18 protein-coding genes, 1 other RNA gene and 1 pseudogene are annotated in these 22419 nt (G+C 69.2%); 12 read left to right on the top strand and 8 right to left on the bottom strand.

The window, feature by feature from the left end; genetic code table 11:
• Nucleotides 1-10 precede the first annotated feature (10 nt).
• From serC to gyrA, 3 genes are all read right to left on the bottom strand, one after another.
• Entirely contained in the window at nt 11-1138 is a 1128-nt protein-coding gene (serC, locus tag CS062_RS07080) for a 3-phosphoserine/phosphohydroxythreonine transaminase (RefSeq protein ID WP_099860766.1), read from the bottom strand.
• Between the two features lie 126 nt (nt 1139-1264).
• Nucleotides 1265-1873 (bottom strand): DUF2059 domain-containing protein, encoded by a 609-nt coding sequence (locus CS062_RS07075; protein ID WP_158238695.1) that lies wholly within the window; start codon nt 1871-1873, stop codon nt 1265-1267.
• Nucleotides 1874-1878: 5 nt separating this feature from the next.
• Nucleotides 1879-4563 carry a DNA gyrase subunit A gene (gyrA, locus tag CS062_RS07070; RefSeq protein WP_099860763.1) on the bottom strand — a complete coding sequence of 895 codons (2685 nt, stop codon included), beginning with the start codon at nt 4561-4563 and terminating at the stop codon, nt 1879-1881.
• A 259-nt stretch (nt 4564-4822) separates the two neighbouring features.
• On the opposite strand from gyrA, the gene ompA reads away from it, so the two are divergent.
• From ompA to CS062_RS07045, 5 genes are all read left to right on the top strand, one after another.
• Nucleotides 4823-5470 carry an outer membrane protein OmpA gene (gene ompA, locus CS062_RS07065; RefSeq protein ID WP_099860762.1) on the top strand — a complete coding sequence of 216 codons (648 nt, stop codon included), beginning with the start codon at nt 4823-4825 and terminating at the stop codon, nt 5468-5470.
• 141 nt (nt 5471-5611) lie between these two features.
• Nucleotides 5612-6313 (top strand): bifunctional 2-polyprenyl-6-hydroxyphenol methylase/3-demethylubiquinol 3-O-methyltransferase UbiG, encoded by a 702-nt coding sequence (gene ubiG / locus CS062_RS07060; RefSeq protein ID WP_099860761.1) that lies wholly within the window; start codon nt 5612-5614, stop codon nt 6311-6313.
• Between the two features lie 8 nt (nt 6314-6321).
• Complete coding sequence (gene gph / locus CS062_RS07055) at nt 6322-7014, top strand: phosphoglycolate phosphatase (protein ID WP_099860845.1); 693 nt, start codon at nt 6322-6324, stop codon at nt 7012-7014.
• A gap of 106 nt (nt 7015-7120) precedes the next feature.
• Nucleotides 7121-7494: a transfer-messenger RNA gene (gene ssrA / locus CS062_RS07050) on the top strand.
• Between the two features lie 364 nt (nt 7495-7858).
• Nucleotides 7859-9697, top strand: coding sequence for a DUF7151 family protein (locus CS062_RS07045; protein ID WP_143742274.1), 1839 nt, complete (start codon nt 7859-7861; stop codon nt 9695-9697).
• A 108-nt stretch (nt 9698-9805) separates the two neighbouring features.
• Here CS062_RS07045 and CS062_RS07040 read toward each other — a convergent pair whose 3' ends face one another.
• From CS062_RS07040 to CS062_RS07030, 3 genes are all read right to left on the bottom strand, one after another.
• Nucleotides 9806-10624, bottom strand: a complete 819-nt coding sequence (locus tag CS062_RS07040; RefSeq protein WP_143742273.1) for a hypothetical protein — start codon at nt 10622-10624, stop codon at nt 9806-9808.
• Between the two features lie 131 nt (nt 10625-10755).
• Nucleotides 10756-12756, bottom strand: coding sequence for an O-linked N-acetylglucosamine transferase, SPINDLY family protein (locus CS062_RS07035; protein WP_099860756.1), 2001 nt, complete (start codon nt 12754-12756; stop codon nt 10756-10758).
• Nucleotides 12757-12933: 177 nt separating this feature from the next.
• The gene (locus tag CS062_RS07030) at nt 12934-13689 is read right to left on the bottom strand and encodes a DUF72 domain-containing protein (protein ID WP_099860754.1); all 756 of its coding nucleotides are present in this window, start codon (nt 13687-13689) and stop codon (nt 12934-12936) included.
• Between the two features lie 71 nt (nt 13690-13760).
• Here CS062_RS07030 and CS062_RS07025 point away from each other — a divergent pair, with 71 nt between their 5' ends.
• The 5 genes from CS062_RS07025 (at nt 13761) to CS062_RS07005 (ending at nt 17805) form a co-directional block, all read left to right on the top strand.
• Entirely contained in the window at nt 13761-14063 is a 303-nt protein-coding gene (locus CS062_RS07025; protein WP_233217954.1) for a hypothetical protein, read from the top strand.
• A gap of 26 nt (nt 14064-14089) precedes the next feature.
• A complete protein-coding gene (locus CS062_RS07020) occupies nt 14090-14605 on the top strand; it encodes a pyridoxamine 5'-phosphate oxidase family protein (protein WP_099860753.1) in 516 nt (171 codons plus the stop codon).
• A gap of 98 nt (nt 14606-14703) precedes the next feature.
• Entirely contained in the window at nt 14704-15702 is a 999-nt protein-coding gene (locus CS062_RS07015; protein ID WP_099860751.1) for a PAS domain S-box protein, read from the top strand.
• 139 nt (nt 15703-15841) lie between these two features.
• On the top strand, nt 15842-16219 hold the full coding sequence (locus CS062_RS07010; protein ID WP_158238694.1) for a response regulator: 378 nt from the start codon (nt 15842-15844) through the stop codon (nt 16217-16219).
• 146 nt (nt 16220-16365) lie between these two features.
• Nucleotides 16366-17805: a catalase gene (locus CS062_RS07005; protein ID WP_099860748.1), complete on the top strand. Its 1440-nt coding sequence runs from the start codon at nt 16366-16368 to the stop codon at nt 17803-17805.
• Nucleotides 17806-17833: 28 nt separating this feature from the next.
• Here the strand turns inward: CS062_RS07005 and CS062_RS07000 are convergent, their stop codons facing one another.
• Nucleotides 17834-18394: a carboxymuconolactone decarboxylase family protein gene (locus tag CS062_RS07000; RefSeq protein ID WP_099860747.1), complete on the bottom strand. Its 561-nt coding sequence runs from the start codon at nt 18392-18394 to the stop codon at nt 17834-17836.
• A 152-nt stretch (nt 18395-18546) separates the two neighbouring features.
• Here CS062_RS07000 and CS062_RS06995 point away from each other — a divergent pair, with 152 nt between their 5' ends.
• Nucleotides 18547-19455: an AraC family transcriptional regulator gene (locus CS062_RS06995; protein ID WP_099860745.1), complete on the top strand. Its 909-nt coding sequence runs from the start codon at nt 18547-18549 to the stop codon at nt 19453-19455.
• Between the two features lie 36 nt (nt 19456-19491).
• Here CS062_RS06995 and CS062_RS06990 read toward each other — a convergent pair whose 3' ends face one another.
• Nucleotides 19492-21699 carry a hybrid sensor histidine kinase/response regulator gene (locus tag CS062_RS06990; RefSeq protein WP_158238693.1) on the bottom strand — a complete coding sequence of 736 codons (2208 nt, stop codon included), beginning with the start codon at nt 21697-21699 and terminating at the stop codon, nt 19492-19494.
• Nucleotides 21700-22239: 540 nt separating this feature from the next.
• On the opposite strand from CS062_RS06990, the pseudogene CS062_RS06985 reads away from it, so the two are divergent.
• Nucleotides 22240-22419 (top strand): annotated as a pseudogene (locus tag CS062_RS06985) (hypothetical protein); the annotation flags it as partial.

Raw genomic sequence — 22419 nt, 5'->3', positions numbered from 1 at the left:
GTTCGGCGTGTCAGCCATGTCGGGTCTCGAAGTCTTTCAGGTAGCTCACCAGGGCCTGGACGCCCTCCAGCGGCATCGCGTTGTAGATCGATGCCCGCATGCCGCCCACCGACTTGTGGCCTTTGAGTTGCAGCAGCCCCCGCTCCTTGGCGCCAGCCAGGAAGGCGTCGTTCAGACGCTCGTCGCGGAGGAAGAATGGGACGTTCATCCGCGAGCGGCACGACGCCGCCACGCGGTTCTCATACAGGGAGGAGCCGTCCAGCGCCGCATAGAGCAGGGCGGCCTTGTCGATGTTGCGCTGCTCGATCGCGGCCAGGCCGGTCTTGCCGCCGTAGGCGAAGCGCTTGAGCCACTGGAACACCAGGCCGGCGACGTAGATGCCGAAGGTCGGTGGCGTGTTGTACATCGACTGCGCCTCGGCCACGATCTTGTAGTCGAAGGCGGAGGGGCAGATCGGCAGCGCGTGGCCCAGCAGGTCCTCGCGGACGATCACCAGCGTCAGGCCGGCCGGACCGATGTTCTTCTGCGCACCGGCGAAGGCCAGGCCGACCCTGGACCAGTCGACCGGGCGCGACGCCACGTGCGAGGAGAAGTCGATCGCCAGCGGCGCGTCGTGGCCCAGCGCCTTGAGGTCGGGCAGGGCCTGGAACTCGATGCCGTCGATGGTCTCGTTGGTGCAGACGTGCACATACGAGGCGCCCCGGCGCAGCTGCCAGGTCGAGGGCGCGGGAATGTCGAGGTAGCGGCCGTTGGCGCCGGGAAGCTCGGCGGCGTTGGCGGCGATGCGGACGTCGGCGTAGCGCTTGGCCTCGGCGGCGCTCTTCTTCGACCAGGAGCCGGTGACGACGACGTCGACCGCGCCGCCACGCGACAGGTTCAGCGGCAGGATCGCGTTCTCGCCGAGCCCGCCCCCCTGCATGAACAGGATGCGGAAGTGCTCGGGCACCTGCAGCAGCTCCCGCAGGTCGGCCTCGGCGGTCTCATAGATCGAGATGAACTCGCGACCGCGGTGGCTCATTTCCATCACGCTCATGCCGGAGCCGTGCCAGTCCAGCATCTCCTCGGCCACCTGGCTCAGGACCTCGTGGGGGAGGGCGGCGGGACCGGCGGAAAAGTTGAAGGGGCGGACGGCTTGCATGGGAAGGCGCGGTGAGAACGGGACGACAACCGGGACGCCGGACGCCGGTCGACCGATCGACGCGGCGGGGCGTCCCGGGCGGAGCGACGCCGGCCTGGGGGCCGGCGCCGGACCGCGATGGCGGACTTACTTCTTCGGAGTCGGCGCGGGCTTGGCGGCGGGCTTGGGCGCGGAGGCCGCCGGCGCCGGACCGGCTTCCAGGCCGAGCTGCTTGGCGACGTTCTGCTGCAACGCGGTGAACTTCTCGTCCAGCTGCTTGCCGTTGTCGTCGATCAGCTTCTTCGTGTAGAGGCTCTGCAGTTCCTGCGAGGACTCGGCGAACTTCTTGCTCACCGGCGACTCGAGCCAGGCGAGGAGCTGCTTGAGTTCGTCCTCGGTGAACTTCTCGTCCAGCGCCACGCCCATCGTCGACGGCGCCAGCTTCAGGCCCTTGTCGACCAGCGGCTTGGCGTTGTCCTCGAGGAACTTGCGCAGGTCGGCGTCGATCTGCTTGGCGGTGGCCTCGCGCTTGGCCTCGGGCACGTTGCGCAGCGCCGGCGCGGCCTTGGCGGCCAGCTCGTTGACCGGGCGGCTCAGCACGCCCATGGTCAGGGCCTCGATCGCGGGCTGCTGGATCTTCAGGATCTTCGCGATGACGTCCTTCTTGGACTGCGGGCTGTCGGCCTTCTGCGCGAAGACGACGGGGCTCGCCAGCAGCGAGGCGGCGATGGCGCCGGCTTGGATGGACTTCAGCAACAAGGTCATTCCTTCACGTCGGGGGTGGAGTCGCCCGCGGCGCCCGTGGCGTCGCCGGCATCGGAACCGGCGCCGCCCATGGCGTCGTCGGTCGATTCTGTCGTTTCGTTCGCGTCGTTCTCGACGATGCGCTGCAGCCCGGAGAGCTTGGCGCCCTCGTCCAGCGAGATCAGCGTCACGCCTTGCGTGGCGCGGCCCAGCTCGCGGATCTCGGCAACCCGCGTGCGCACCAGCACGCCGGTGTCGGTGATCAGCATGATCTCGTCCTCAGGGCGAACCAGCGTCGCCGCGACGACCTTGCCGTTGCGTTCGCTCTGCTGGATCGCGATCATGCCCTTCGTTCCGCGGCCATGGCGGGTGTACTCGACGATGCTGGTGCGTTTGCCATAGCCGTTCTCGGTGGCGGTCAGCACGCTCTGCGTCTCGTCCTCGGCCACGAGCATCGCGATCAGGCGCTGGTCGGGTTCGAGCATCATGCCGCGCACGCCGCGCGCCTGGCGGCCCATCGGCCGGACGTCGTCCTCGTCGAAGCGCACCGCCTTGCCGCCGTCGGAGAACAGCATCACGTCATGCTGGCCGTCTGTCAGTGCGGCACCGATCAGGTAGTCGCCCTCGTCCAGGTCGACGGCGATGATGCCGGCCTTGCGCGGGTTGCTGAAGTCCTTCAGCGAGGTCTTCTTGACGGTGCCCAGCGCGGTGGCGAAGAAGATGAAGTGGTCTTCCGGGAACGAGCGGAACTCGCCCGTCAGCGGCAGCACGACGTTGATCTTTTCTTCCGGCTGCAGCGGGAACATGTTGACGATCGGCTTGCCGCGCGCGTTGCGCGAGCCCTGCGGCACTTCCCAGACCTTCAGCCAGTAGACGCGGCCGCGGTTGCTGAAGCACAGCATCCAGTCGTGCGTGTTGGCGATGAAGAGCTGGTCGATCCAGTCGTCGTCCTTCGTGGCGGTGGCCTGCTTGCCGCGGCCGCCGCGGCGCTGGGCGCGGTACTCGCTCAGCGCCTGGCTCTTGATGTAGCCGGTGTGGGACAGGGTCACGACCATGTCGGTCGGCGTGATCAGGTCCTCGGTGCCGAGTTCCTGCGCGTTGTGCTCGATCACGCTGCGGCGTGCGCCCAGCTTGGTCTGGCCGAATTCCTGGCGCACCGAGGCCAGTTCGTCGCCGATGATCGTCGTCACGCGGGCGGGCGTGGCCAGGATGTCCAGCAGGTCGGCGATCTGCGCCATCGCGTCGCGGTACTCGCCGACGATCTTGTCCTGCTCCAGCCCGGTCAGGCGCTGCAGGCGCATCTGCAGGATCTCGCCCGCCTGGTCGTCGGACAGCTTGTAGAGGCCGTCCTCCTGCATCCCGTATTGGGCCGGCAGGCCTTCCGGACGATAGGCGTTGCGACCGCCGGCGGTTTCGCCCTCGGCGCGGGACAGCATCTCGCGCACCAGCGAGGAGTCCCAGGCGCGGGCCATCAGCTCGGCCTTCGCGACCGGCGGGGTGGGGCTGCGCTTGATGATCTCGATGAAGTCGTCGATGTTGGCCAGCGCCACGGCCAGGCCTTCCAGCACATGGCCGCGCTCGCGGGCCTTGCGCAGCTCGAACACGGTGCGACGGGTGACGACCTCGCGGCGATGCTCCAGGAAGACCGTGATCAGGTCCTTCAGGTTGCACAGCTTGGGCTGGCCGTCGACCAGCGCCACCATGTTCATGCCGAAGCTGTCCTGCAGCTGGGTCTGCTTGTACAGGTTGTTCAGGACGACTTCCGGGACTTCGCCGCGCTTGAGCTCGATCACGACGCGCATCCCGGACTTGTCGGACTCGTCCTGGATGTGGCTGATGCCCTCGATCTTCTTTTCCTGGACCAGCTCGGCGATGCGCTCGAGCAGGGTCTTCTTGTTCACCTGATACGGGATCTCGTCGACGATGATCGCCTGGCGCTGGCCGCGGTCGATGTCCTCGAAATGGACCTTCGCCCGCATCACGACCTTGCCGCGGCCGGTGCGGTAGCCCTCGCGCACGCCGCTCAGGCCGTAGATGATCCCGGAGGTGGGGAAGTCCGGCGCCGGGATGATCTCCATCAGCTCGTCGATCGAGCAGTCCGGATTCTTCAGCGCATGCAGGCAGGCGTCGACGACCTCGTTGAGGTTGTGCGGCGGGATATTCGTCGCCATGCCGACCGCGATACCGGCGGCGCCGTTGATCAGCAGATTCGGAAGGCGTGCTGGCAAAACCAGCGGTTCCTTTTCGCTGCCGTCGTAGTTCGGGCCATAGTCGACGGTTTCCTTGTCGATATCGGCCAGCATTTCATGGGCGATTTTCGACAAGCGGATTTCGGTGTATCGCATGGCCGCGGCGTTGTCGCCGTCGACCGAGCCGAAATTCCCCTGACCGTCCACCAGCATGTGGCGCAGCGAGAAGTCCTGCGCCATCCGGACGATGGTGTCGTACACGGCGCTGTCGCCGTGCGGGTGGTATTTACCGATGACGTCGCCGACGATACGGGCCGACTTCTTGTACGGCCGGTTCCAGTCGTTGTTCAGTTCGTGCATCGCGAAGAGCACGCGCCGATGCACCGGCTTGAGGCCGTCGCGCGCGTCGGGCAGCGCACGGCCGACGATCACGCTCATCGCGTAATCCAAGTAGGAGCGGCGCATCTCCTCTTCGAGGCTGATCGGCAGGGTTTCCTTGGCGAACTGGGTCATGCGCTGGGGGCCGCGCGCACGCGTGCGCAGCCTCTGGAGAGATCGGAAGTCGGTGATTCTAATTGCGCGCGCTTGTCGTGCTTGCGCAACACGTTCATGAACAGTTGCAGCGCGTGCCGCGAGAATGGAGGCGTCCTGTTGCCCTATGGCACAATCGGTTCGTCCCTAGGAGAAACCCTTGGTCAGGGAACTCCTGAGGTTTTAGTTCCGACATTGGACGTTTCGCAGGGCAACTGCGGCTTTCCTTGAGAGGAGAATCATGAAGAAACTGAACCGCGTGGCAGCGCTCTTTGCTGTCGCCGCTGTGGCCACCTCGGGCGTCATGGCCCAAACCGTGGACAACTGGCGCGCAACGGATGGCACCGTTTGGAAGAACGGCACCAACGAGCTGTGCTGGCGCGATGCATTCTGGACCCCGGCCACGGCCGCCAAGGACTGCGACGGCGCCCTGAAGCCGGTGGCTGCTCCCGCAGCCACTCCGGCCGCTCCGGCTCCCGCCCCGGCGGTGACCCCGGCCCCGGCGCCCAAGCCGGTGGTGGCTCCGACCAGCGAAAAGGTCACCTACGCCGCTGACGCCTTCTTCGACTTCGACAAGTCGGTCCTGAAGCCTGAAGCCAAGGCCAAGCTGGATGACCTGGTTTCGAAGACCGGCGGCATCAACCTGGAAGTGATCATCGCCGTCGGCCACACCGACAGCGTCGGCACCGATGCCTACAACCAGAAGCTGTCGGTTCGCCGCGCTGAAGCCGTGAAGGCCTACCTGGTGTCGAAGGGTCTGGAAAAGAACCGCGTCTACACCGAAGGCAAGGGCAAGAAGCAGCCCATCGCCGACAACAAGACCGCGGAAGGCCGCGCCAAGAACCGCCGCGTCGAGATCGAAGTGGTCGGTACCCGCGCCGTCAAGTAAACGGTACGGCGGCGACTTCGGTCGCCATCCGGCAAACCCCGCCAGCCCTCAGGCTCGCGGGGTTTTTTCATGGGCGTGTCATTCGCGCGGAGCGTGAGGAATCGGGCTTGTCGTCGGTGGGCTCGGCTACCATTGCGCCCCATGGCGAATGTCGATGCAAAAGAGCTCGAGAAGTTCAGCGAGCTGGCCCACCGCTGGTGGGATACCGAAAGTGAATTCAAGCCGCTTCACCAGATCAATCCGTTGCGATTGAACTGGATCGACGGCCTCTGCGGCTTGGCGGGCAAGACGGCGCTGGACGTCGGTTGCGGCGGCGGCATCCTGGCCGATGCGATGGCCCGCAAGGGGGCGAACGTGCTGGGCATCGACTTGGCGACGAAATCGCTGCGTGTGGCGGAATTGCATGCGATGGAGGCGGGGACCGAGAACGTCGCCTACCGCGAGATTGCCGTCGAGGATCTGGCGCGGGAGCGCCCCGCTTCCTTCGATGTGGTGACCTGCATGGAGATGCTGGAGCACGTCCCGGATCCGGCGTCGGTGGTCGCCGCGCTAGGCCAGCTGGTGAAGCCTGGCGGGTGGGTGTTTCTGTCGACGCTGAATCGCAATGCCAAGTCGTTCCTTTTCGCGATCGTCGGCGCGGAGTACGTCTTGCGCATGCTGCCCGCCGGAACGCATGAGTACGCGCGCTTCATCCGCCCGTCGGAGCTGGCGCAGATGTGCCGGGACGCCGGATTGGAAGTGCAAGGGGCGAAGGGCCTGACCTTCAACCCGCTTACCCAGCGCTATGCGCTGAACGCGGACACCGACGTCAACTACCTGTTGGCTTGCCGCCGTCCCGCATGAGCACGGCGATGCTGAACTCGCCTGCTGGCGTGCAGACGCGCGCTGCGATCAGAACGGTGTTGTTCGATCTGGACGGCACCCTGGTGGACAGCGCTCCGGACCTGGCCGGTGCGACCAATGAAATGCTCGTCGCCCGGGGGCTGCCCGAAGTGCCCTTCGAACGCTTGCGTCCGATGGTCGGTGCTGGGGCGCGCGGAATGATGGGGGTCGCTTTCGGCGTGTCGCCGAAGGAGATGACGTTTCCGGCGCTGCGGGACGAGTTCTTCGACCGTTACGAGCGGCGCCTGCTCCGCGCAACACGCCCGTTCGACGGCGTCGTCGCGATGCTGCAGGCGCTGTTGGACGACGGCTTGAGCTGGGGCATCGTGACCAACAAGTCGGAGCGCTTCGCGCTGCCGCTGGCACGTGGGCTAGGTTGGTCCGAATGCGCGGCGGTGGTCGGGGGCGACACGACGCCGCACAGCAAGCCGCACCCGGAGCCGCTGTTGGAGGCTGCGCGTCGGGCTGGCGTCGCGCCTGGCGAGTGCGTGTATGTCGGCGATGACGCGCGGGATGTATTGGCTGGGCGTGCCGCTGGCATGCCGACGATTGCCGTGCGCTGGGGTTACCTGGGAGACGGCGAGCCGATCGAGGCCTGGGGCGCGGATGTGGTGCTCGACACGCCGGGGCAGGTCGTCGAGTGGCTGAGAGCCGCGCGATGAATTCGCGGCTCAAGCGTTGGACGCGGCGCGCATCGAACAGCAGAAAGATTGCGCCGCCCTGGGCTTGAAGTCGGCACGACTGGCATAATCTACGACTTCTCTCTCTGGGGCCGACCTGGTTTCGACGTGGGTACGGATTCGGAGTAGGGCATGCCGAGGGCCAGGCACCTCGTAAATCCATCTGGAAAAAACCAACTGCGAACGATAACACGTACGCTCTCGCGGCTTAAACCCCGCGGACCTCTCACCGGTTGGCCGATGGGCCGGGTGAAGGGACGCAAGTCCTGACACAGAGAGGTTATTCACATTGGCTGGCTGTCATTCGTGCACCTTGGGTGACGGCGAGATTTAGGGTGCTGGCTGATCCGGCAGCGTGCTCCTGCGCGACGGGGTTGGCGAGAACCAAATCAGAGAGCTAAGCATGTAGAACTGCCCGATGAAGGCTTGCGGACGCGGGTTCAATTCCCGCCGGCTCCACCATATATCCGGGTCATGACCCCTCATGACCTGTCAAGCGCCTAAGTGAATCAATCACTTAGGCGCTTTTGTTTTGCCTGTGTGGGCACGCATGCTGTGGCGGCGGTGCTCTCTTCGCCCAATCCGTCGCGGCGGACGGACAGTTCCGGCTTTTTCGCCCCGCGCGCCCGCGGGCGTGCACCCGGCTTGGCAGCGGTTGGAGATACTCCCGCGGTTCGCGCCTCGAGGGAGCCGCTGCACGGTGCGGTGGCGAGAGGCGACAGCGTTCGCCATGCTTCAATCTTTCCTCGACCGTCGCCCGCCTGGCACTTCACTCCTCTGTTTCCCCCGGCCTTTGAGCCGGGCGGCAGTCGCGGTCGCCGCAGCCATGCTGACGGCTTGCGGCGGAGGCTCGTCGGACGACGACGCAGCGCCGGAGCCCACTCCGCGGGCCGCGACGACATTGGTACGCGTCGCTTCTGAGTCGGCCGGGAGCCACTGCGCCGCCGGCGGCACGCGCGTCGAATCGGGCGCGGATGCCGACGGCAATGGCCAGCTCGGCGACGTCGAAGTGTCCAACACCCAGTACATCTGCAACGGCCTGAACGGCGGCGCTGGCGCCGATGGCCGGTCGATGCTGGTCCGGGTGCGAGCCGAAGCCATCGGCGCCAATTGCGCACGCGGTGGCTCGGCGGTCACGGCAGGCCTCGATGCCGACGGCAACGGCGCCTTGGATGCTGGCGAGGTCAGTAGCGTCGCTTACGTCTGCAATGGTGCGAACGGCGCAGACGGGGCGAACGGAGCCAATGGATCAAACGGCTCGCCGGGCTCCACCGGTCCTGCGGGGCCCACCGGCCCGACCGGGCCCACTGGCGCGGCGGGCCTCGACGCACTGGTCGCGGTCGTCGCGGAGCCGGCAGGCGCGAACTGCGCCTATGGAGGCCAGCGCGTGCAGTCCGGCCAGGATGCCAATCGCAACGGTGTCCTGGACGCCGGGGAGGTGACGACCACGGCCTATGCCTGCAGTGCGGCACCGGCGGAAACGCGGTGGGTGAATGTGACGGCCGCCACCGCGCAGGCCGAATCGAATACCGGCTATCTCGCCAATGCGTCCGGCCCGGTGGTCCTCACGCTGCCGGCGTCGCCGGCCGTCGGCGATTGGATCAAGGTCACAGGGGTCGGGGCCGGCGGCTGGACGATCGCCCAGAACGCGGGCCAGCGGATCACGACGATCGGATTGCCCGGTGGCAACACGGTGGGCTGGGCAGCCCAGACGCTGACCGGCACCTGGGTCGCCACGGCCATGTCGGCTGACGGCGCACGGCAGGTCGCCGCCGCGTCCACCGGCGAGCTCTACACCTCCGAGGATGCCGGCGCGCACTGGACGCCGAGACTCACTGGCCAGACCTGGTCCGGCGTCGCGATCTCTTCCGACGGATTGAAGATCCTGGCGGCGTCCAATGGAGGCGCTCTCTACCTCTCGACGGACGGTGGCATCAACTGGTCCAACGACGGCAGCAGCCGAGCCTGGACCGCGGTTGCCAGTTCGGCCGACGGCACGCGGCTGGTGGCGACGGATTACCTCGGACGGATCTGGACCTCGTCCGACAGCGGCGGCAGCTGGACGGCGCGCGACAGCAATCGCGCCTGGCGGACCGTCAGTTCGTCGGCGGACGGCCGCGTTCTGGTCGCGGGCACCAATGGCGCGCAGTTGTATGTGTCGGCCGATTACGGCGTCAGCTGGACCCCGCGGGCGTCCGGCCAGTTCTGGTGGGGGTCCGCCGCATCGGCCGACGGTCGGCGCTTGTATGCGACGGTTGATACGGGCGCGGTCTGGCGGTCCGACGATTTCGGCACCACCTGGGAGACGGTGACGACGAGTCGGGACTGGCGGGGCATCGCCACGTCGGCGGACGGCCGCTATGTCGTGGCCGCCACGAGCGGCGGCACGCTCTACGAATCGCCGGACGGCGGCCAAACCTGGCGGGCGACGGCCGATGCGGGCGCCTGGACGGCGGTTGCCAGCAGCGCGAACGGCCTGACCCTGCTCGGTGGCAAGTCCGGCGGCGCGCTGTACGCCGGGACCCGGCGGACGTCCACGACCTTGGGCGTGAGCGGCTCGCTGTCCGGGGGGCAGGCCGATGCACTGCAACTGCAATACGTGGGTGGCGGCGTGTTCATGCCGGTCAGCTATGTGTTGGCGAACCTGACCTTCGCACCGCAATGACGGCTCGGGGCGTCGACCTCGGTTCGACGCCGCGATCGATCAGCGCCGGCGGGAGATCGGGGTTGGCGCCATCGGCGATCGAGACGCACCGGATCCGCAGGATGGGGGTCAGACGCCCGGCACGCACGCCATCGCGATGCTCACCCACACGCCGACGCTGAAATACGGCGTCAGCCAGAGCGCATCCGCCTTCCAGGCGTCCCACGAGCCGCTGGGCACGCGCCGATGCCAGGCGTCGCGGGCGCCGGCGTCCAGGCGCAGGTAGACCTGCCCGCTGGCGCGTCCGTGCCGGTAGCGGCGCCAGTACATCGGCATGTCGACCGTCACGACATAAGCGACGAAGCTCATCGCGCCCACGATGCCCACCAACGAGAGCGCCTGGACCCAGCCGCCGCTGTTCGAGGCGATGACGCCGAGCAGCACGGCCATCCAGGAGAACCCTCCCGCCCACAGCGCCGATTCGACCGCCTGCGTGAGGTGGTTGAGCGTCAGCACGCTGTGCCAGCAGAAGCCTTGGGCCACCACCATGAACATCGGAACGGCCCACGCGGCGGACTGCACCAGCGGCAGGCCGGCATGCGCGGCCAGTTGATGGACGAACAGGCCCAGTTGCAGCGCGAAGCAGATCTCCGCCACCGTGGCCGCCGTGCGGCCCAGGAAGATGCTGGACAGCCGGATGTCCACCACCACGAGCCGCTCCAGATCCACTCGTGGCAGCAGCGAGCGATAGGCACACACCAGCACGTAGACGCCGGACAGCCCCAGTTGCAGCCGCCCATGGACGCCGACGACGGGTCCGGCGAGCGCGACGGCGAGCCACAGGCCGATGTTCAGCACCGCCAGCGCGCGCAGCGCCTGGCACCATGAGCGCACCTGCGCATCCACGCAGCGGCTGCCTGTCGAATGAATGTGACGGTGTGATGACATGGTGCGGCCAGCCTAACTGCTAGCCGCGCAGGCAGGCAAGCGGCTCCGGCCGCGCATTGGATGCTCTCCACGAAGGGGTGCCGCGCCGCGACAGGGCGCTCGCGCGCGGCACCGATCGCTGCCTTGCGCCGCTAGCCGACGACGATGTCGCCGTCGATCGTGCCCGACAGCGCGGCGAGGTAGCCCAACTCCAGGCTGCGCGTGAAGGCTGGCGTGTCGAACAGCGGCGCGCTGTCACGCTGCGTGCGCAGGCGGCCACGCACCGCCGCGAGCCGGTCCGGCGCGGTCGCGAACGCGACGGCCGTCTCGACATAGCCCTCGGTCGTCTCGACGATCAGGTCCGGCAGGCCCACCGCATGCAGCAGGCTGGCCGCCATGCGGCCGGCAAAGGAGCGTCCCCGCTGCGTCAGCACCGGCAGGCCCATCCAGAGCGCATCGCTCGCGGTCGTGCCGGCGTTGTAGGGCAGGGTGTCCAGGAACAGGTCGGCGGCGGCGAGCCGGGCGAGGTAGTCCTCGCGCCCGCAGCGTCGCGCGAAGACCAGCCGCTCCGGCGCGAGGCCGATCGCGACGGCTTCGCGACGCAGGCGATCGACGGCCTCATCCTCCTCGGCCAGCAGCCACAGCACCGCCCGCGGCACGCGCAACAAGATCCGGCCCCAGGTGCGGAACATGGCCGGGGTCAGCTTGGCCGGGTTGTTGAAGCAGCACAGGACGATCGCGTCCGCCGGCAGGCCGAGCGCGTCTCGATCCGCCGCGGCGGGTCGTGGGCGCTGCCGGTCGTTGGCCTGGTAGGACGGCAGCACCAGCAGGCGTTCGTCGAAACAGGGTCGGGTGTCGGCGTCGATGAGGCGCGGGTCCGCGACCAAGTAGTCGTAGGCGCCGGAGCCCGATGTGCCGAGATAGCCGAGGTAGAGGACCTGCACCGGCGCGACGCGGCCGGCGAAGAGCGCAGCGCGGCCACCTTCGGTGTAGCCGGTCAGGTCGACGGCGATGTCGATGGCCAGTTCCCGGCAGAGCGCCGCGATGCGCTCGTCGCTCCAGCCGCCCACGTCGAGGAAGGCATCGGCGGCCGCGCGCAGCCGCCGCTGCATCGGCTCGTCCTTCATCTCGCCGTGGTGGATCAGCGCGACGTCGAAGACTTCGCGGTCGTGCAACTCCAGCATTTCCGCGAGCAGGAAGGCCACCGGATGGGCATGGAAGTCGCGGGAGACATAGGCGACGCGGATCTTTCGGCCAGTCGGGAAGCCGGGCCGCATCGGCGGTGTGGCGGCACCCGGCGCGACAGGAGACGCGGCCAGCCGGGCCCAGGTTCTTGCCGCCCTCTGCTGCAGGGCCGGGTCGTCGGTCAGGTTCTGGACGACCAGCGGCTGCGCGACCGCCTCGCCACGCGCCACACGGGCGAGCAGTTCTTCGCGGCGCGCGTCGAAGTCGCGCCAGTCGAAGACATGCATCGCGGCGTAGAGCCGCAGTCCTGCGAGCCAGGGGGCCTCTGGCGTGAGCCGGAGGGCCGCGTCGAAGTCGTCCACCGCCAGCGCGAACCGGCGCGCGCGCAGGTGGAGATTGGCGCGGTTCTGCAGCGGCGCGGCGAAGGTCGGGTCCTGGCGGATCGCGGCGCTGAAGGCTTCGAGCGCCTCCGCCGTCCGGCCGCCCTGGCGCAGCGCCATGCCGATCAGATTGCGTGCGATCGCATGGCCCGGCGCCTCGGGGCCGATGGCCTCCAGGACTGGCAGCGCGTCGTGCCAGCGGCCGGCGTCGATCCACTGTTCGGCGCGCTCGAAGCGGAAGTCGTCGCAGGTCGGGTCGGCGTCGATGGCCAGCTCGATCGCCATCAACGCCGCGTCGCGTGCGCCCAGATCGCGGTAGCTCAGGCTCAAGCCGTGGAAGGCGCGTGCGTAGGTGGGGGCCAGCGAGGCCGCCCGCTCGAATGCCGCGATGGCGTCGTGGAGTCGGCCGGTCTCGCGCAGCGAGATGCCCCAGTTGTAGAGCAGCGCGGCGCTGGCGCCGCCCGCCTGCACGAGCGCGCGGTACGCGGCCTCGGCGGCGGTCCAGTCGCCGCGGTCGGCGAAAGCATGGGCGCGGGCGAGGCTGGCCGGTGCGCGCGGCAGTTCAGGCAGTCCCTTCGAAGCGCTCAATCACCACCTCCCGCGGCTTGTCGCGGCGGATCATAGGCGAGGCGAATGCCAATCGACCGGTCACGAGGAGCCGCACGCGTGGCTCGACGCCAGCGCCACGGAGACGGACGATTTCACCGATGTCGTCTGTGATTGGCCTCGCGGACTTCGGCGCCTGAGCCTGACCGGTCGCCTTCCTCATCGCAGCAGCGCGCTGAACCGCAGCGCATCGTCGGCCGCCGCGCCCGAGGCGGTGTTGTCGAAGACGCACCAGATCGAGGTGCCGTCCGGCCAGCGCGCGAGCGCCTGGGCCTGGCCCTCGAGGAAATCGTCCTCGTAGCGCGACCAGTACATCCGCGGCGAGCCATGCCAGCGGTAGTAGACGACGGCGCCGCGGCCGTCGCCCCGCTCGCCGAGCCAGCCGCCCGGCTCGCCCGCTCCAACGGGGCGTGCGGGATCGGCGGCCACGCGGCCGATGCGTTCCTCCACCAGCAGGCGGTCCGCCGCCGCGGTGAACCAAGAGGCATGCCGCGGCTCGCAGACGATCGCGCCGTCGAAGCTCGCGTGCAGCGAGCGGAAGAACGCGCGCGCGGTGCGAGTTTCCAGCGGCAGGGAGGGCGGCAGCTGCACCAGCAGCACGGCCAGCCGTTCGCCCAATCCGGCCAGCGAGTCGACGAAGGAGCGCACCTCGGCCCGTGGCACCTTCAGGCGCGCGTCGTGCGTCATCGCCCGCGGCAGCTTGACCGAGAAGCGGAAGCCCGCCGGCGTCTGCGCGGCCCAGCGCGCGAAGGTGTCCGGCCGGTGGGTGCGGCTGAAGGTGGTGTTGATCTCGGTCGCGTTCAGCACGCCGGCGTAGCGGCTGAGCTGGCTGCCGTCGGCCGGAAAGGCGGCCGCGACGGCGCGGGGCACGCTCCAGCCGGCGGTGCCGATGTGCAAGGTCCTTGATCGCGACATGAGCGTCCGTCGGCAAGCGGCTTGCCCTGCTCGGTCATCGACGCCCGCGTCGCCGACACCGCAACCGACCGATGGACGCCTTCCTGGATGCCCTGCAATGGCCCGCGATGGCCGTGACCTTGCTCGCCGCCTGGCTGGTGGCCGCGCGAAGCGCCGCACGCCGCCGCTGGGGCTTCGGTGTCTTCGTCCTCAGCAACCTGCTGTGGAGCGCCTGGGGCCTGCACACCCAGGCGTATGCGCTGATCGTGTTGCAGGTCGGGCTGTTCCTGCTCAACCTGCGCGGCGTGCGGAAGAACCGCGAGGCCGCCGATCCGGGCGACGCGACGCATGGGCCGGCCGCCAGCGGCGGCGACCGGGAGCGACGCTTGCTGTGAGGAAGACACATTCCCAGGAGCACGACATGACCGATCAGGCGCTGACCGAGACCGAACAACGCGAGAAGCTCTGGCACCTCATCAAGGACATGCGCTTCGGCATGCTGACGACGCAGCATCCGAACGGGCATCTGCACGCGCGTCCGATGACGCTGCAGAACCGCGGCGTCGACGAAGGCGACTCGCTGTGGTTCTTCATGTCACGCGGTGGCGAGGCCTACGAGGACATCGTCGGCGCCGCGCAGGTGAACGTGGCCTTCGCCGATGCCGACAACGACACCTATGTTTCGGTGTCCGGCACCGCCGAGCTCAACGAGGACCGGGCGCGCAAGCAGGCACTCTGGAATCCGGCTGCCGAGGCCTGGTTCCCGAAGGGCGTGGACGATCCCGATCTGGCGCTGCTGCGGGTCCGCATCAACCACGCCAGCTATTGGGACGTGAAGGCCTCCAAGCTGCGGCAGCTCTATGCGATGGCGAAGTCGGCGGTGACCGGCCGGCCGCCGACGGACCTGGGCGAGACGGGACAGGTCCGGATGAAGTGAGGACGCTGGCGGCCGGGCGTGGCGGATGCCACGCGGGGCCGGCTTCCCCCGGGTCGCAGGGGTCGACGCGCCGGATTCGCCTCCGATAGGATGGCCCGATGATGACCCCCCTGGTCCTTCGCGGGCGGTGCGCCTGCGGCCGAGCCGAATACGCCGTGCACGCCGCCCAGCTCGAAGCCGCGGTCTGCTACTGCGCCACCTGCCGGCGGTCCTCCGGCGGCGCCGGCATGGCCTGGCTCACCGCGGACCGCGCCACCTTGCGGATCAATGGCGCGCTTCAGACCTGGCGCTCCTCGGACCATGCGTCGCGGCAGTTCTGTCCGCATTGCGCGACGCAGCTGTTCTGCCTCGAGGACGACGCGCCGCACGAGATCGAGGTCGCCGCCGGGACGCTGGACGACCAGAAGCTGGTCAAGAGCACCCGCAGCGTCTTCGTGAACGAACGGCCGCTGTGGGATGCGCAGCACACGCTCGCGCACCACGAGCTCGACCTCACGCCACCGACGCCGGAGACGGCAACCGGTGACGCGCCGACCGGGCGCTCGCGGGCCGAGGCCGACGCGGCCTTCCAGAGCGCACTGGCCAGCAGTCCCGACGCCTTCATCAGCATCGATCCCGATGGCCTCATCACCGAATGGAATCCGCAGGCGGTCGCCACGCTGGGCTGGAGCTACGCCGAAGCGATCCGACGTCCGCTGCACGAGCTGATCATTCCGCCGGAGATGCGCAGCGCGCACCTGCGCGGCATGTCGCGCCTGCAACGCACCGGCGACGGCCCGGTGCTGGGACGGCGATTCGAGGTCGATGCGATCCACAAGCTGGGACACCGGGTGCCGATCGAGCTGTTCGTCGCGCCGCTGCGGATGGCCGGCGGCACCGGCGCGACGGCTTTCGTGCGCGACGTCAGCGCCCGGCGCGCGACCGAGGCGTCGATCGAGCGCGCGATCGGCGGCGAGCCGGTGAGCTTCGAGGCGGACCTGCGGCTGGCCGGCCAGCACCGGACGGTGACGGTCCGCGTCACGCCCCGCCGCGACGAGCGCGGCACGCCGGATGGATTCCTCATCCATCTTGAGGATGCCGCGGCCGGCAGCGCCTGAGGCGCCCGCGTCATCCGCCCACGCCTGTAGTCCTTCGACCGACGGCCGATCGGCGCGCGGGCTCACCCGGACTGGCGTCGCGCCCGTCTCGCCAGGCCGTGACCGATCTCCCATGATTCGTTCAAACAGGGAGATCACCATGAAAGTCGCACTGATCGAAGACAACGCGCTGTTGCGCCGGCTGATGGTCACGCGCCTGCAGGCCGAGGCCTCGATCACCGTGGTGGGCCAGGCCAGCAGCGAGAACGCCGCGCTGAGCACCATCGCGCTGTGCGCGCCCGACGTGGTGCTGGTGGACCTGGGCATCGACGGCGGCTCGGGCCTGGGCGTCATCGAGCGCCTGCGCGCGGCGCGCTTCCGCGGCCGCATCCTGGTGCTGAGCGCGCAGGACCGGGCGGCCTACGAGCCGCGGGTGCTGTCCTGCGGGGCGGACGGCTTCTACGACAAGGCCCGCGACTTCGAGCGCCTCGTCGATGAACTCGGCACCCTGGCCAACAGCGCGTGGATGGCGGAGTGAACGCGGCGCCGGCGTCGCGACGCACGGGCAGTCCCTGAGGGGGATCCGGACTCGGCCACCTGGGGGAAGACAGGGGGAGGCAGCGGGCGCATCGTCGGGCCTTCGTCCGCGCTCGCGGATGCTTTCACGCCAGGGAGTCCCCGCCCATGAACCGACCGATCAGCCATGCCCACGGCGCGCCCGTGGTCGACAACCTCAACATCCAGACCGCCGGGCCGCGCGGCCCCGCGCTGCTGCAGGACGTCTGGCTGCTGGAAAAGCTCGCCCATTTCGACCGCGAGGTCATCCCCGAGCGTCGCATGCATGCCAAGGGCTCCGGGGCCTATGGGCGCTTCACCGTCACCCACGACATCACGCGCTACACGCGGGCCAGGCTGTTCTCCGAGGTCGGCAAGCAGACCGATGTCTTCCTGCGCTTCTCCACGGTGGCAGGCGAGCGCGGCGCGGCCGATGCCGAGCGCGACATCCGCGGCTTCGCCGTCAAGTTCTATACCGAGGAAGGCAACTGGGACCTGGTGGGCAACAACACGCCAGTGTTCTTCATGCGCGACCCGCTGCGCTTCCCCGATCTCAACCATGCCGTCAAGCGCGATCCCAGGACCAACCTGCGCAGCGCGCAGAACAACTGGGACTTCTGGACGCTGCTGCCCGAAGCGCTGCACCAGGTCACCATCGTGATGAGCGACCGCGGCCTGCCGGACGGCTATCGCCACATGCACGGCTTCGGCAGCCACACCTTCAGCTTCCTCAACGCGGACAACGAGCGCCACTGGGTCAAGTTCACCTTCAAGTCCCGGCAGGGCATCCGCAACCTGACCGACGAGGCGGCCGGCCAGGTCATCGCCGGCGATCGCGAGAGCGCCCAGCGCGATCTCTTCGATGCCATCGAGCGCGGCGAGTTCCCGCGCTGGACGCTCTACGTGCAGGTGCTGAGCGAGGCGGCAGCGCGCGCGCTGCCCTACAACCCGTTCGACCTGACCAAGGTCTGGCTGCATGCCGATGCGCCGCTGATCGAGGTGGGCGAACTCGAGCTCAACCGCAATCCCGAGAACTACTTCGCCGAGGTGGAGCAGGCCGCCTTCTCGCCGGCCAACGTGGTGCCGGGGATCGGCTTCTCGCCCGACAAGATGCTGCAGGCGCGGCTGTTCAGCTACGGCGACGCGCACCGCTACCGGCTGGGCGTGAATCATCATCAGATCCCGGTCAACGCGCCGAAGTGCCCGTACCACCTGTATCACCGCGATGGCGCGATGCGGGTGGACGGCAACGCCGGCGCGGCACCGGCCATCGTGCCCAACAGCCGGGGCGACTGGGCCGACCATCCGCAGCTGCATGAACCGCCGCTGGCCATCGACGGGGCCGCCGCGCATTGGGATCACCGGCTCGACGACGACTACTTCACCCAGCCGGGGATGCTGTTCCGTCTCATGGACGCGGCGCAGCGGCAGGCGCTGTTCGACAACACCGCCCGGGCCATCCACGGGGCCAGCGCGGAGGTGCAATTGCGCCACATCGACCACTGCACCCAGGCCGACCCTGCCTATGGCGAGGGCGTGCGCAACGCCTTGATGGCGCTGCGCGGCTGAGCCGCGCGCGGCGCGCGGCATCCGTCGATCAGCCGCGGCGCAGCTTCACTGCCGGAAAGTCGACCGGCACGGCGAAGGCGACGTTCACATAGTTCGTGAACAGGTTCAGCGCGACGTGGGCGAGGATCTCCACGATGGCACCGTCATCGAAGCCCGCGTCGCGCAGCGCCTGGACGTCGGCATCGGTGAGCTGAGCACGGTCATTGACGACCTTCAGCGCGAAGCGCAGCGCGGCGGCGGCCTTGGGATCGGCGGACTCGCCGCTCTGCGCCGCGGCCATCTCGTCGGCGCTGGCACCGGCCTTGCGGCCCAGCATCGTGTGCGCGGCCAGGCAGTACTCGCAGGCGTTGCGGTCGGCCACCGCCACCGCGATCTGCTCGCCGAGCTTGGCCGGGATCACGCCGCCGCCCAGCGCGCCGAAGCTGCCCCACAGGCTGCGGAGGGCGGCGGAGGAATTGGCGACCGCGCGGAACATCGCCGGCGTCGCGCCGAAGGCGCCCTGGATCTGGTCGAGCACGACCTTGACCTCGCCTTGGGCCTGCTGGGGATCGACGAGCGCGACGCGGGAAACGGTGGAGGTGGCAGTCATGGAAACGTCCTTTCAGAAAGAGGAGAGACGGTCGTTGGCGAGATCGGTCCGGCCCTTCCGGGGATCTCGCAGCGTGTGCCGCTGGACGTCAGTGTGGGTGGGCGTGGAGTAGCATCGGACGCGTTTCATCTGAAAAACATACCTGAACGTCCATGACGGCCACCACCCGTACCGCCGCCAAGGCGACCGCCGCGCCGGTCGATCGGCTCTCCTCGCTGCTCGAGCACTTCCGGGTGCGCGCGCGGCTGTTCCATGTCGGGCCGTTGTGCGGCGTCAATCCCTTCGAGCCGCTGCCGGGCCGAGGCTTCCTGCATGTGATGCAGCGCGGCGAGATGGAGCTGCGCCACCCGGCCGGCGCGGGCCTGCCGCGCAAGCTCCGGGTGGATGAGCCCTCGCTGCTCTTCTATCCGCGGCCGGTCGCGCATGAGTTCCGCAATCCGCCGCGCGACGGCTCGGACTTCACCTGCGCCGAGCTCGAGTTCGACGGAGGCGCGCTCAACCCGCTGGTGCGCGCCTTGCCGCCGCTGGTGCTGTTGCCGCTGGCGAAGGTGCAGGGCCTGGAACTGTCGCTGCAGCTGCTGTTCTCGGAGACCGGGCGCGCGCGCTGCGGGCAGCGCCTGCTGGCGGACCGGCTCTTCGAGGTGGTGCTGATCCAGCTGCTGCGCTGGCTCATCGACCACCCGGCCGAGGCGGGGGTGCAGCCTGGACTGGTGTCGGGACTGTCGGACCCGCGCATCGCGCTGGCGCTGGCCGCGGTGCATGAAGCGCCCGGACAGGCCTGGTCGCTGGCGCGGATGGCCGAGCGCGCAGGCATGTCGCGCAGCGCGTTCGCGGCGCGCTTTCGCGACCTGGTGGGGCAGGCGCCGGCGGGATACCTCGCCGACTGGCGGCTGAGCCTGGCGCAGGAGCAGCTGCGGCTGGGGCGGCCGATCAAGCAGATCGCCGATCGGCTCGGGTACGCCAATGCGTCGGCGCTGTCGCGCGTGTTCACGCAGCGCGTCGGGCGCCCGCCGCGCGAATGGAAGCAGGCCTTGGGCGCCAGCGATCCGGCGTCTACCTGAACCAAAGGGGCAGGCGTCGCGCCTCAGCGACCGCTGTCAGGAGACCGCTCGCGGCGCGCCCAGCAACTGCTGCATCACCCGCTCGAGTTCGTTGAACTCCACCGGCTTGACCAGGTGGGCGTCGAAGCCCGCGGCCGCCGTCGCCTCGCGGTCGGAGCGCTGGCCCCAGCCGGTGATCGCGATCAGCGCCAGCTCGTCCCGCGGCGCCATCGTGCGCAGGCGCCGCGCGACCTCGGTGCCGGAGATGCCCGGCAGTCCGATGTCCAGCAGCATCACCCGGGGGCGCAGGCGCTCGAAGTTCCGCAACGCGTCCTCGCCGCTGTAAGCGACCGACGCGCGGTAGTGGGCGCCGCGCAGCACCTCGGCCAGCGTGTTGGCGCCGTCCACGTTGTCGTCGACCACCATCACGCAGGGCGCCTCGGCGGCCAGCGGCGCCACGGCCACGACGGGCGCGACCGGATCCTCGGCGCGGGCCTGCCCATCGGGGGCGAGCGGCAGCTCGACGATGAAGCGGCTGCCATGGCCGACGCCTTCGCTCTCCACGGTGATGGTCCCGTCATGCAACTGCACCAGCTGCTTCGATACGGCCAGCCCGATGCCCAGGCCCGACGGCGCGGCGCCGCGCGCATCGATCCGGGTGAACAGCTCGAAGACGCGCGGCTGCATCTCCATCGCGATGCCGATGCCGCGGTCGGTCACGGTGATGCGCGCCCGGTCGCCCTCGGCGGCCACATGCACCGTCACCTCGCCGGGCTCGGGGCTGTACTTGGCGGCGTTGTCCAGCAGGTTCCCCAGCACCTGCTGCAGCCGCGTCGGATCGCCGTCGACCAGCACCGGCTGCGGCGGCAGCGACAGCGAGACGCGGTGCTTCATCTCGCTGTACAGCGGCTCCACCGCCTCCAGCGCCTGGCGCACCACGGTGCGCAGGTCGATGAGCTGGCGCTTGAGTTCGACCACGTTGCGGGTGATGCGGCTCATGTCGAGCAGGTCGTCCAGCAGCCGGGCCATGTGGGCCGACTGGCGCGCGATGATGTCGGTCGCATGGGCGCGCGTGGCGTCGGTGCCGGACTGCCGCAGCATCGCGACCGCATAGCGGATCGGCGCCATCGGGTTGCGCAGCTCGTGCGCGAGGGTGGCCAGGAAGGAGTCCTTGCGCTGGCTTTCGCGGCGCAGCTCCTCCTGCGCGGCGGACAGCTCCGAGACGTCGACCGTCGCGCCGATCACGCGCTGCACCTGGCCGTCATGGGCCATCACCGGGCGCAGCGAGGTGAGCAACTGGTAGGTCCTGCCGCCATGCGACACCTGCTGGGCCAGGTTCATCGGCCGGGCCGTGGCCACCGCCTCGCGGACGATCTCGGCGAACTGCGGCTCGCCGACCAGGCTGCCGACCTCGGCACCGATCAGCGCCTCGCGCGAGAAACCCATCGGCGTGTTGAAGGCCCAGGTGTAGCGACCCTGCAGGTCGCATTCCCACGCCATCACCTTGCCGCTCTGCAACGCCAGGTGGAAACGCTCCTCGGCGGCCTGGCTGGCGCGCAGCGCCTCCTGCTGGCTCGTCACGTCGACCGCGACGCCGTAGGCATGCACCGCGCGGCCCTTGGCGTCGAGGCTGACGTAGCCGTCGAACTGCGTCCAGACGACCTCGCCGTTGTCGGGACGGGTGATCGGGCAGGCCAGGCTGAAGCGGCCGCCGCTCTCGGTGGCATAGCGGTAGCGCTCGCGGAAGCGCGCCGCGTCCTCGGCGGACATGCCGGCGAGCATGTCCTCCATCGTCGACCAGTTGCGGCCGAAGAGCTGCTTGGCGCCGCCCGCGGTGTTGGCGAAGCCGGTGACCGTGTCCCAGTCCCAGGTGACCATGCGGCCGGCGGCCAGCGCGAGGTTGAGGCGGCGCCGGCTGTTGCGCTCCTTCTGCATCAGCCGGCCGGCCCAGGCGGAGACCGAGGCTACCAGCGCGCCGGCGAACATGAACAGCACGACAAGCGCCGCGTCGGGCGGCGAGTCGACGGGGAAGACCTGGCCGACGGGATCGATCCAGAAGTAGAGGACGGCCAGCGCGGAGGCGGCCAGGAAGGCCAGTGCCGGCCCGAGGCCGCACGCCAGGCCCACCACGACCAGGGACGGGAAATAGGGCAGCAGCGGACCGCGGCCATTGAGGTAGGGCTGCAACTGCAGGTTGAGCCAGGTCGCCGCGACGAAGACGAGCGCAGCGGCAGACCAGCGCAACCAGTGCCTCTCGATGACCATGGAACCGACTCCGGCTGGAACGTCCGGCGGCGGCCGGCACGGGCAGGGCATGCCGCCTCGGGCGGCGACGCGGTCCGCAGCATAACGGTCGCCAGGGCAACTTCCGTACCCCGGGGGGGCCGGCAGCTGGACGGATGCTCGTGTCGCCTGGGTTGCTCCGAGCCACGGACCGACCGGTCCGCCGGCTCGTCGACCTTCCAGGAAGCCGTGCGATTGAGGGTCGAGTGGGGCGGCGGTCGCACGGGGTGACACTATTTGTCCCCCCGCCTGACAAAACCTGACCCCAACCGCCCCACACGCGCAGCGCCGATTACCTCTTTCGAATTAACTTTTTGGTTGGAACGTGGTGATGGACGTGGTTTTGGGTGTCGATTGTGACCATCTGAAACCGGCACGTTCTCTGCATGAACCAGGCGAAGTCCACCGGGGTTCCGCTCCCGGTATTTCGTTTTCCGGATCTGCAGGAGCGTCATGCGCCACCCCGTTTCAGAGGCTGACCCGAAGTCGGCTTGCCCGTCGCCCACGAGCCCGTGGGGCCTCGTGTTCACCGCCGTCGTCGCGCTCAGCGCTGCCGGCACCCTGGCCGGTTGCGGCGGTGGCGGTGGCGCCTCGGGCGATTCGACCGGCACGCCGCCGGTGTCGGGCGCTCCAGCGGCCCCGCCGCCAGCCGCTCCGGCGCCGCCGGCCTCGACGCCGGTGGGCAGCGATGAACCGGAGCTG

The organism is Roseateles chitinivorans, assembly GCF_002761755.1.
GTDB lineage: Bacteria > Pseudomonadota > Gammaproteobacteria > Burkholderiales > Burkholderiaceae_C > Roseateles > Roseateles chitinivorans.
This window is presented reverse-complemented; position numbering and strand designations above follow the sequence as displayed.

Bases quoted from the DNA above. Each gene is read 5' to 3' on its own strand.
- ubiG (WP_099860761.1), top strand. From the start codon at position 5,612: ATGGCGAATGTCGATGCAAAAGAGCTCGAGAAGTTCAGCGAGCTGGCC.
- CS062_RS07015 (WP_099860751.1), top strand. From the start codon at position 14,704: ATGATGACCCCCCTGGTCCTTCGCGGGCGGTGCGCCTGCGGCCGAGCC.
- CS062_RS07030 (WP_099860754.1), bottom strand. From the start codon at position 13,689: ATGTCGCGATCAAGGACCTTGCACATCGGCACCGCCGGCTGGAGCGTG.
- CS062_RS07010 (WP_158238694.1), top strand. From the start codon at position 15,842: ATGAAAGTCGCACTGATCGAAGACAACGCGCTGTTGCGCCGGCTGATG.
- CS062_RS07045 (WP_143742274.1), top strand. From the start codon at position 7,859: ATGCTGACGGCTTGCGGCGGAGGCTCGTCGGACGACGACGCAGCGCCG.
- CS062_RS07000 (WP_099860747.1), bottom strand. From the start codon at position 18,394: ATGACTGCCACCTCCACCGTTTCCCGCGTCGCGCTCGTCGATCCCCAG.
- CS062_RS07040 (WP_143742273.1), bottom strand. From the start codon at position 10,624: ATGTCATCACACCGTCACATTCATTCGACAGGCAGCCGCTGCGTGGAT.
- gph (WP_099860845.1), top strand. From the start codon at position 6,322: ATGCTGAACTCGCCTGCTGGCGTGCAGACGCGCGCTGCGATCAGAACG.
- CS062_RS06995 (WP_099860745.1), top strand. From the start codon at position 18,547: ATGACGGCCACCACCCGTACCGCCGCCAAGGCGACCGCCGCGCCGGTC.
- serC (WP_099860766.1), bottom strand. From the start codon at position 1,138: ATGCAAGCCGTCCGCCCCTTCAACTTTTCCGCCGGTCCCGCCGCCCTC.
- CS062_RS06990 (WP_158238693.1), bottom strand. From the start codon at position 21,699: ATGGTCATCGAGAGGCACTGGTTGCGCTGGTCTGCCGCTGCGCTCGTC.
- gyrA (WP_099860763.1), bottom strand. From the start codon at position 4,563: ATGACCCAGTTCGCCAAGGAAACCCTGCCGATCAGCCTCGAAGAGGAG.
- CS062_RS07005 (WP_099860748.1), top strand. From the start codon at position 16,366: ATGAACCGACCGATCAGCCATGCCCACGGCGCGCCCGTGGTCGACAAC.
- ompA (WP_099860762.1), top strand. From the start codon at position 4,823: ATGAAGAAACTGAACCGCGTGGCAGCGCTCTTTGCTGTCGCCGCTGTG.
- CS062_RS07020 (WP_099860753.1), top strand. From the start codon at position 14,090: ATGACCGATCAGGCGCTGACCGAGACCGAACAACGCGAGAAGCTCTGG.
- CS062_RS07025 (WP_233217954.1), top strand. From the start codon at position 13,761: ATGGACGCCTTCCTGGATGCCCTGCAATGGCCCGCGATGGCCGTGACC.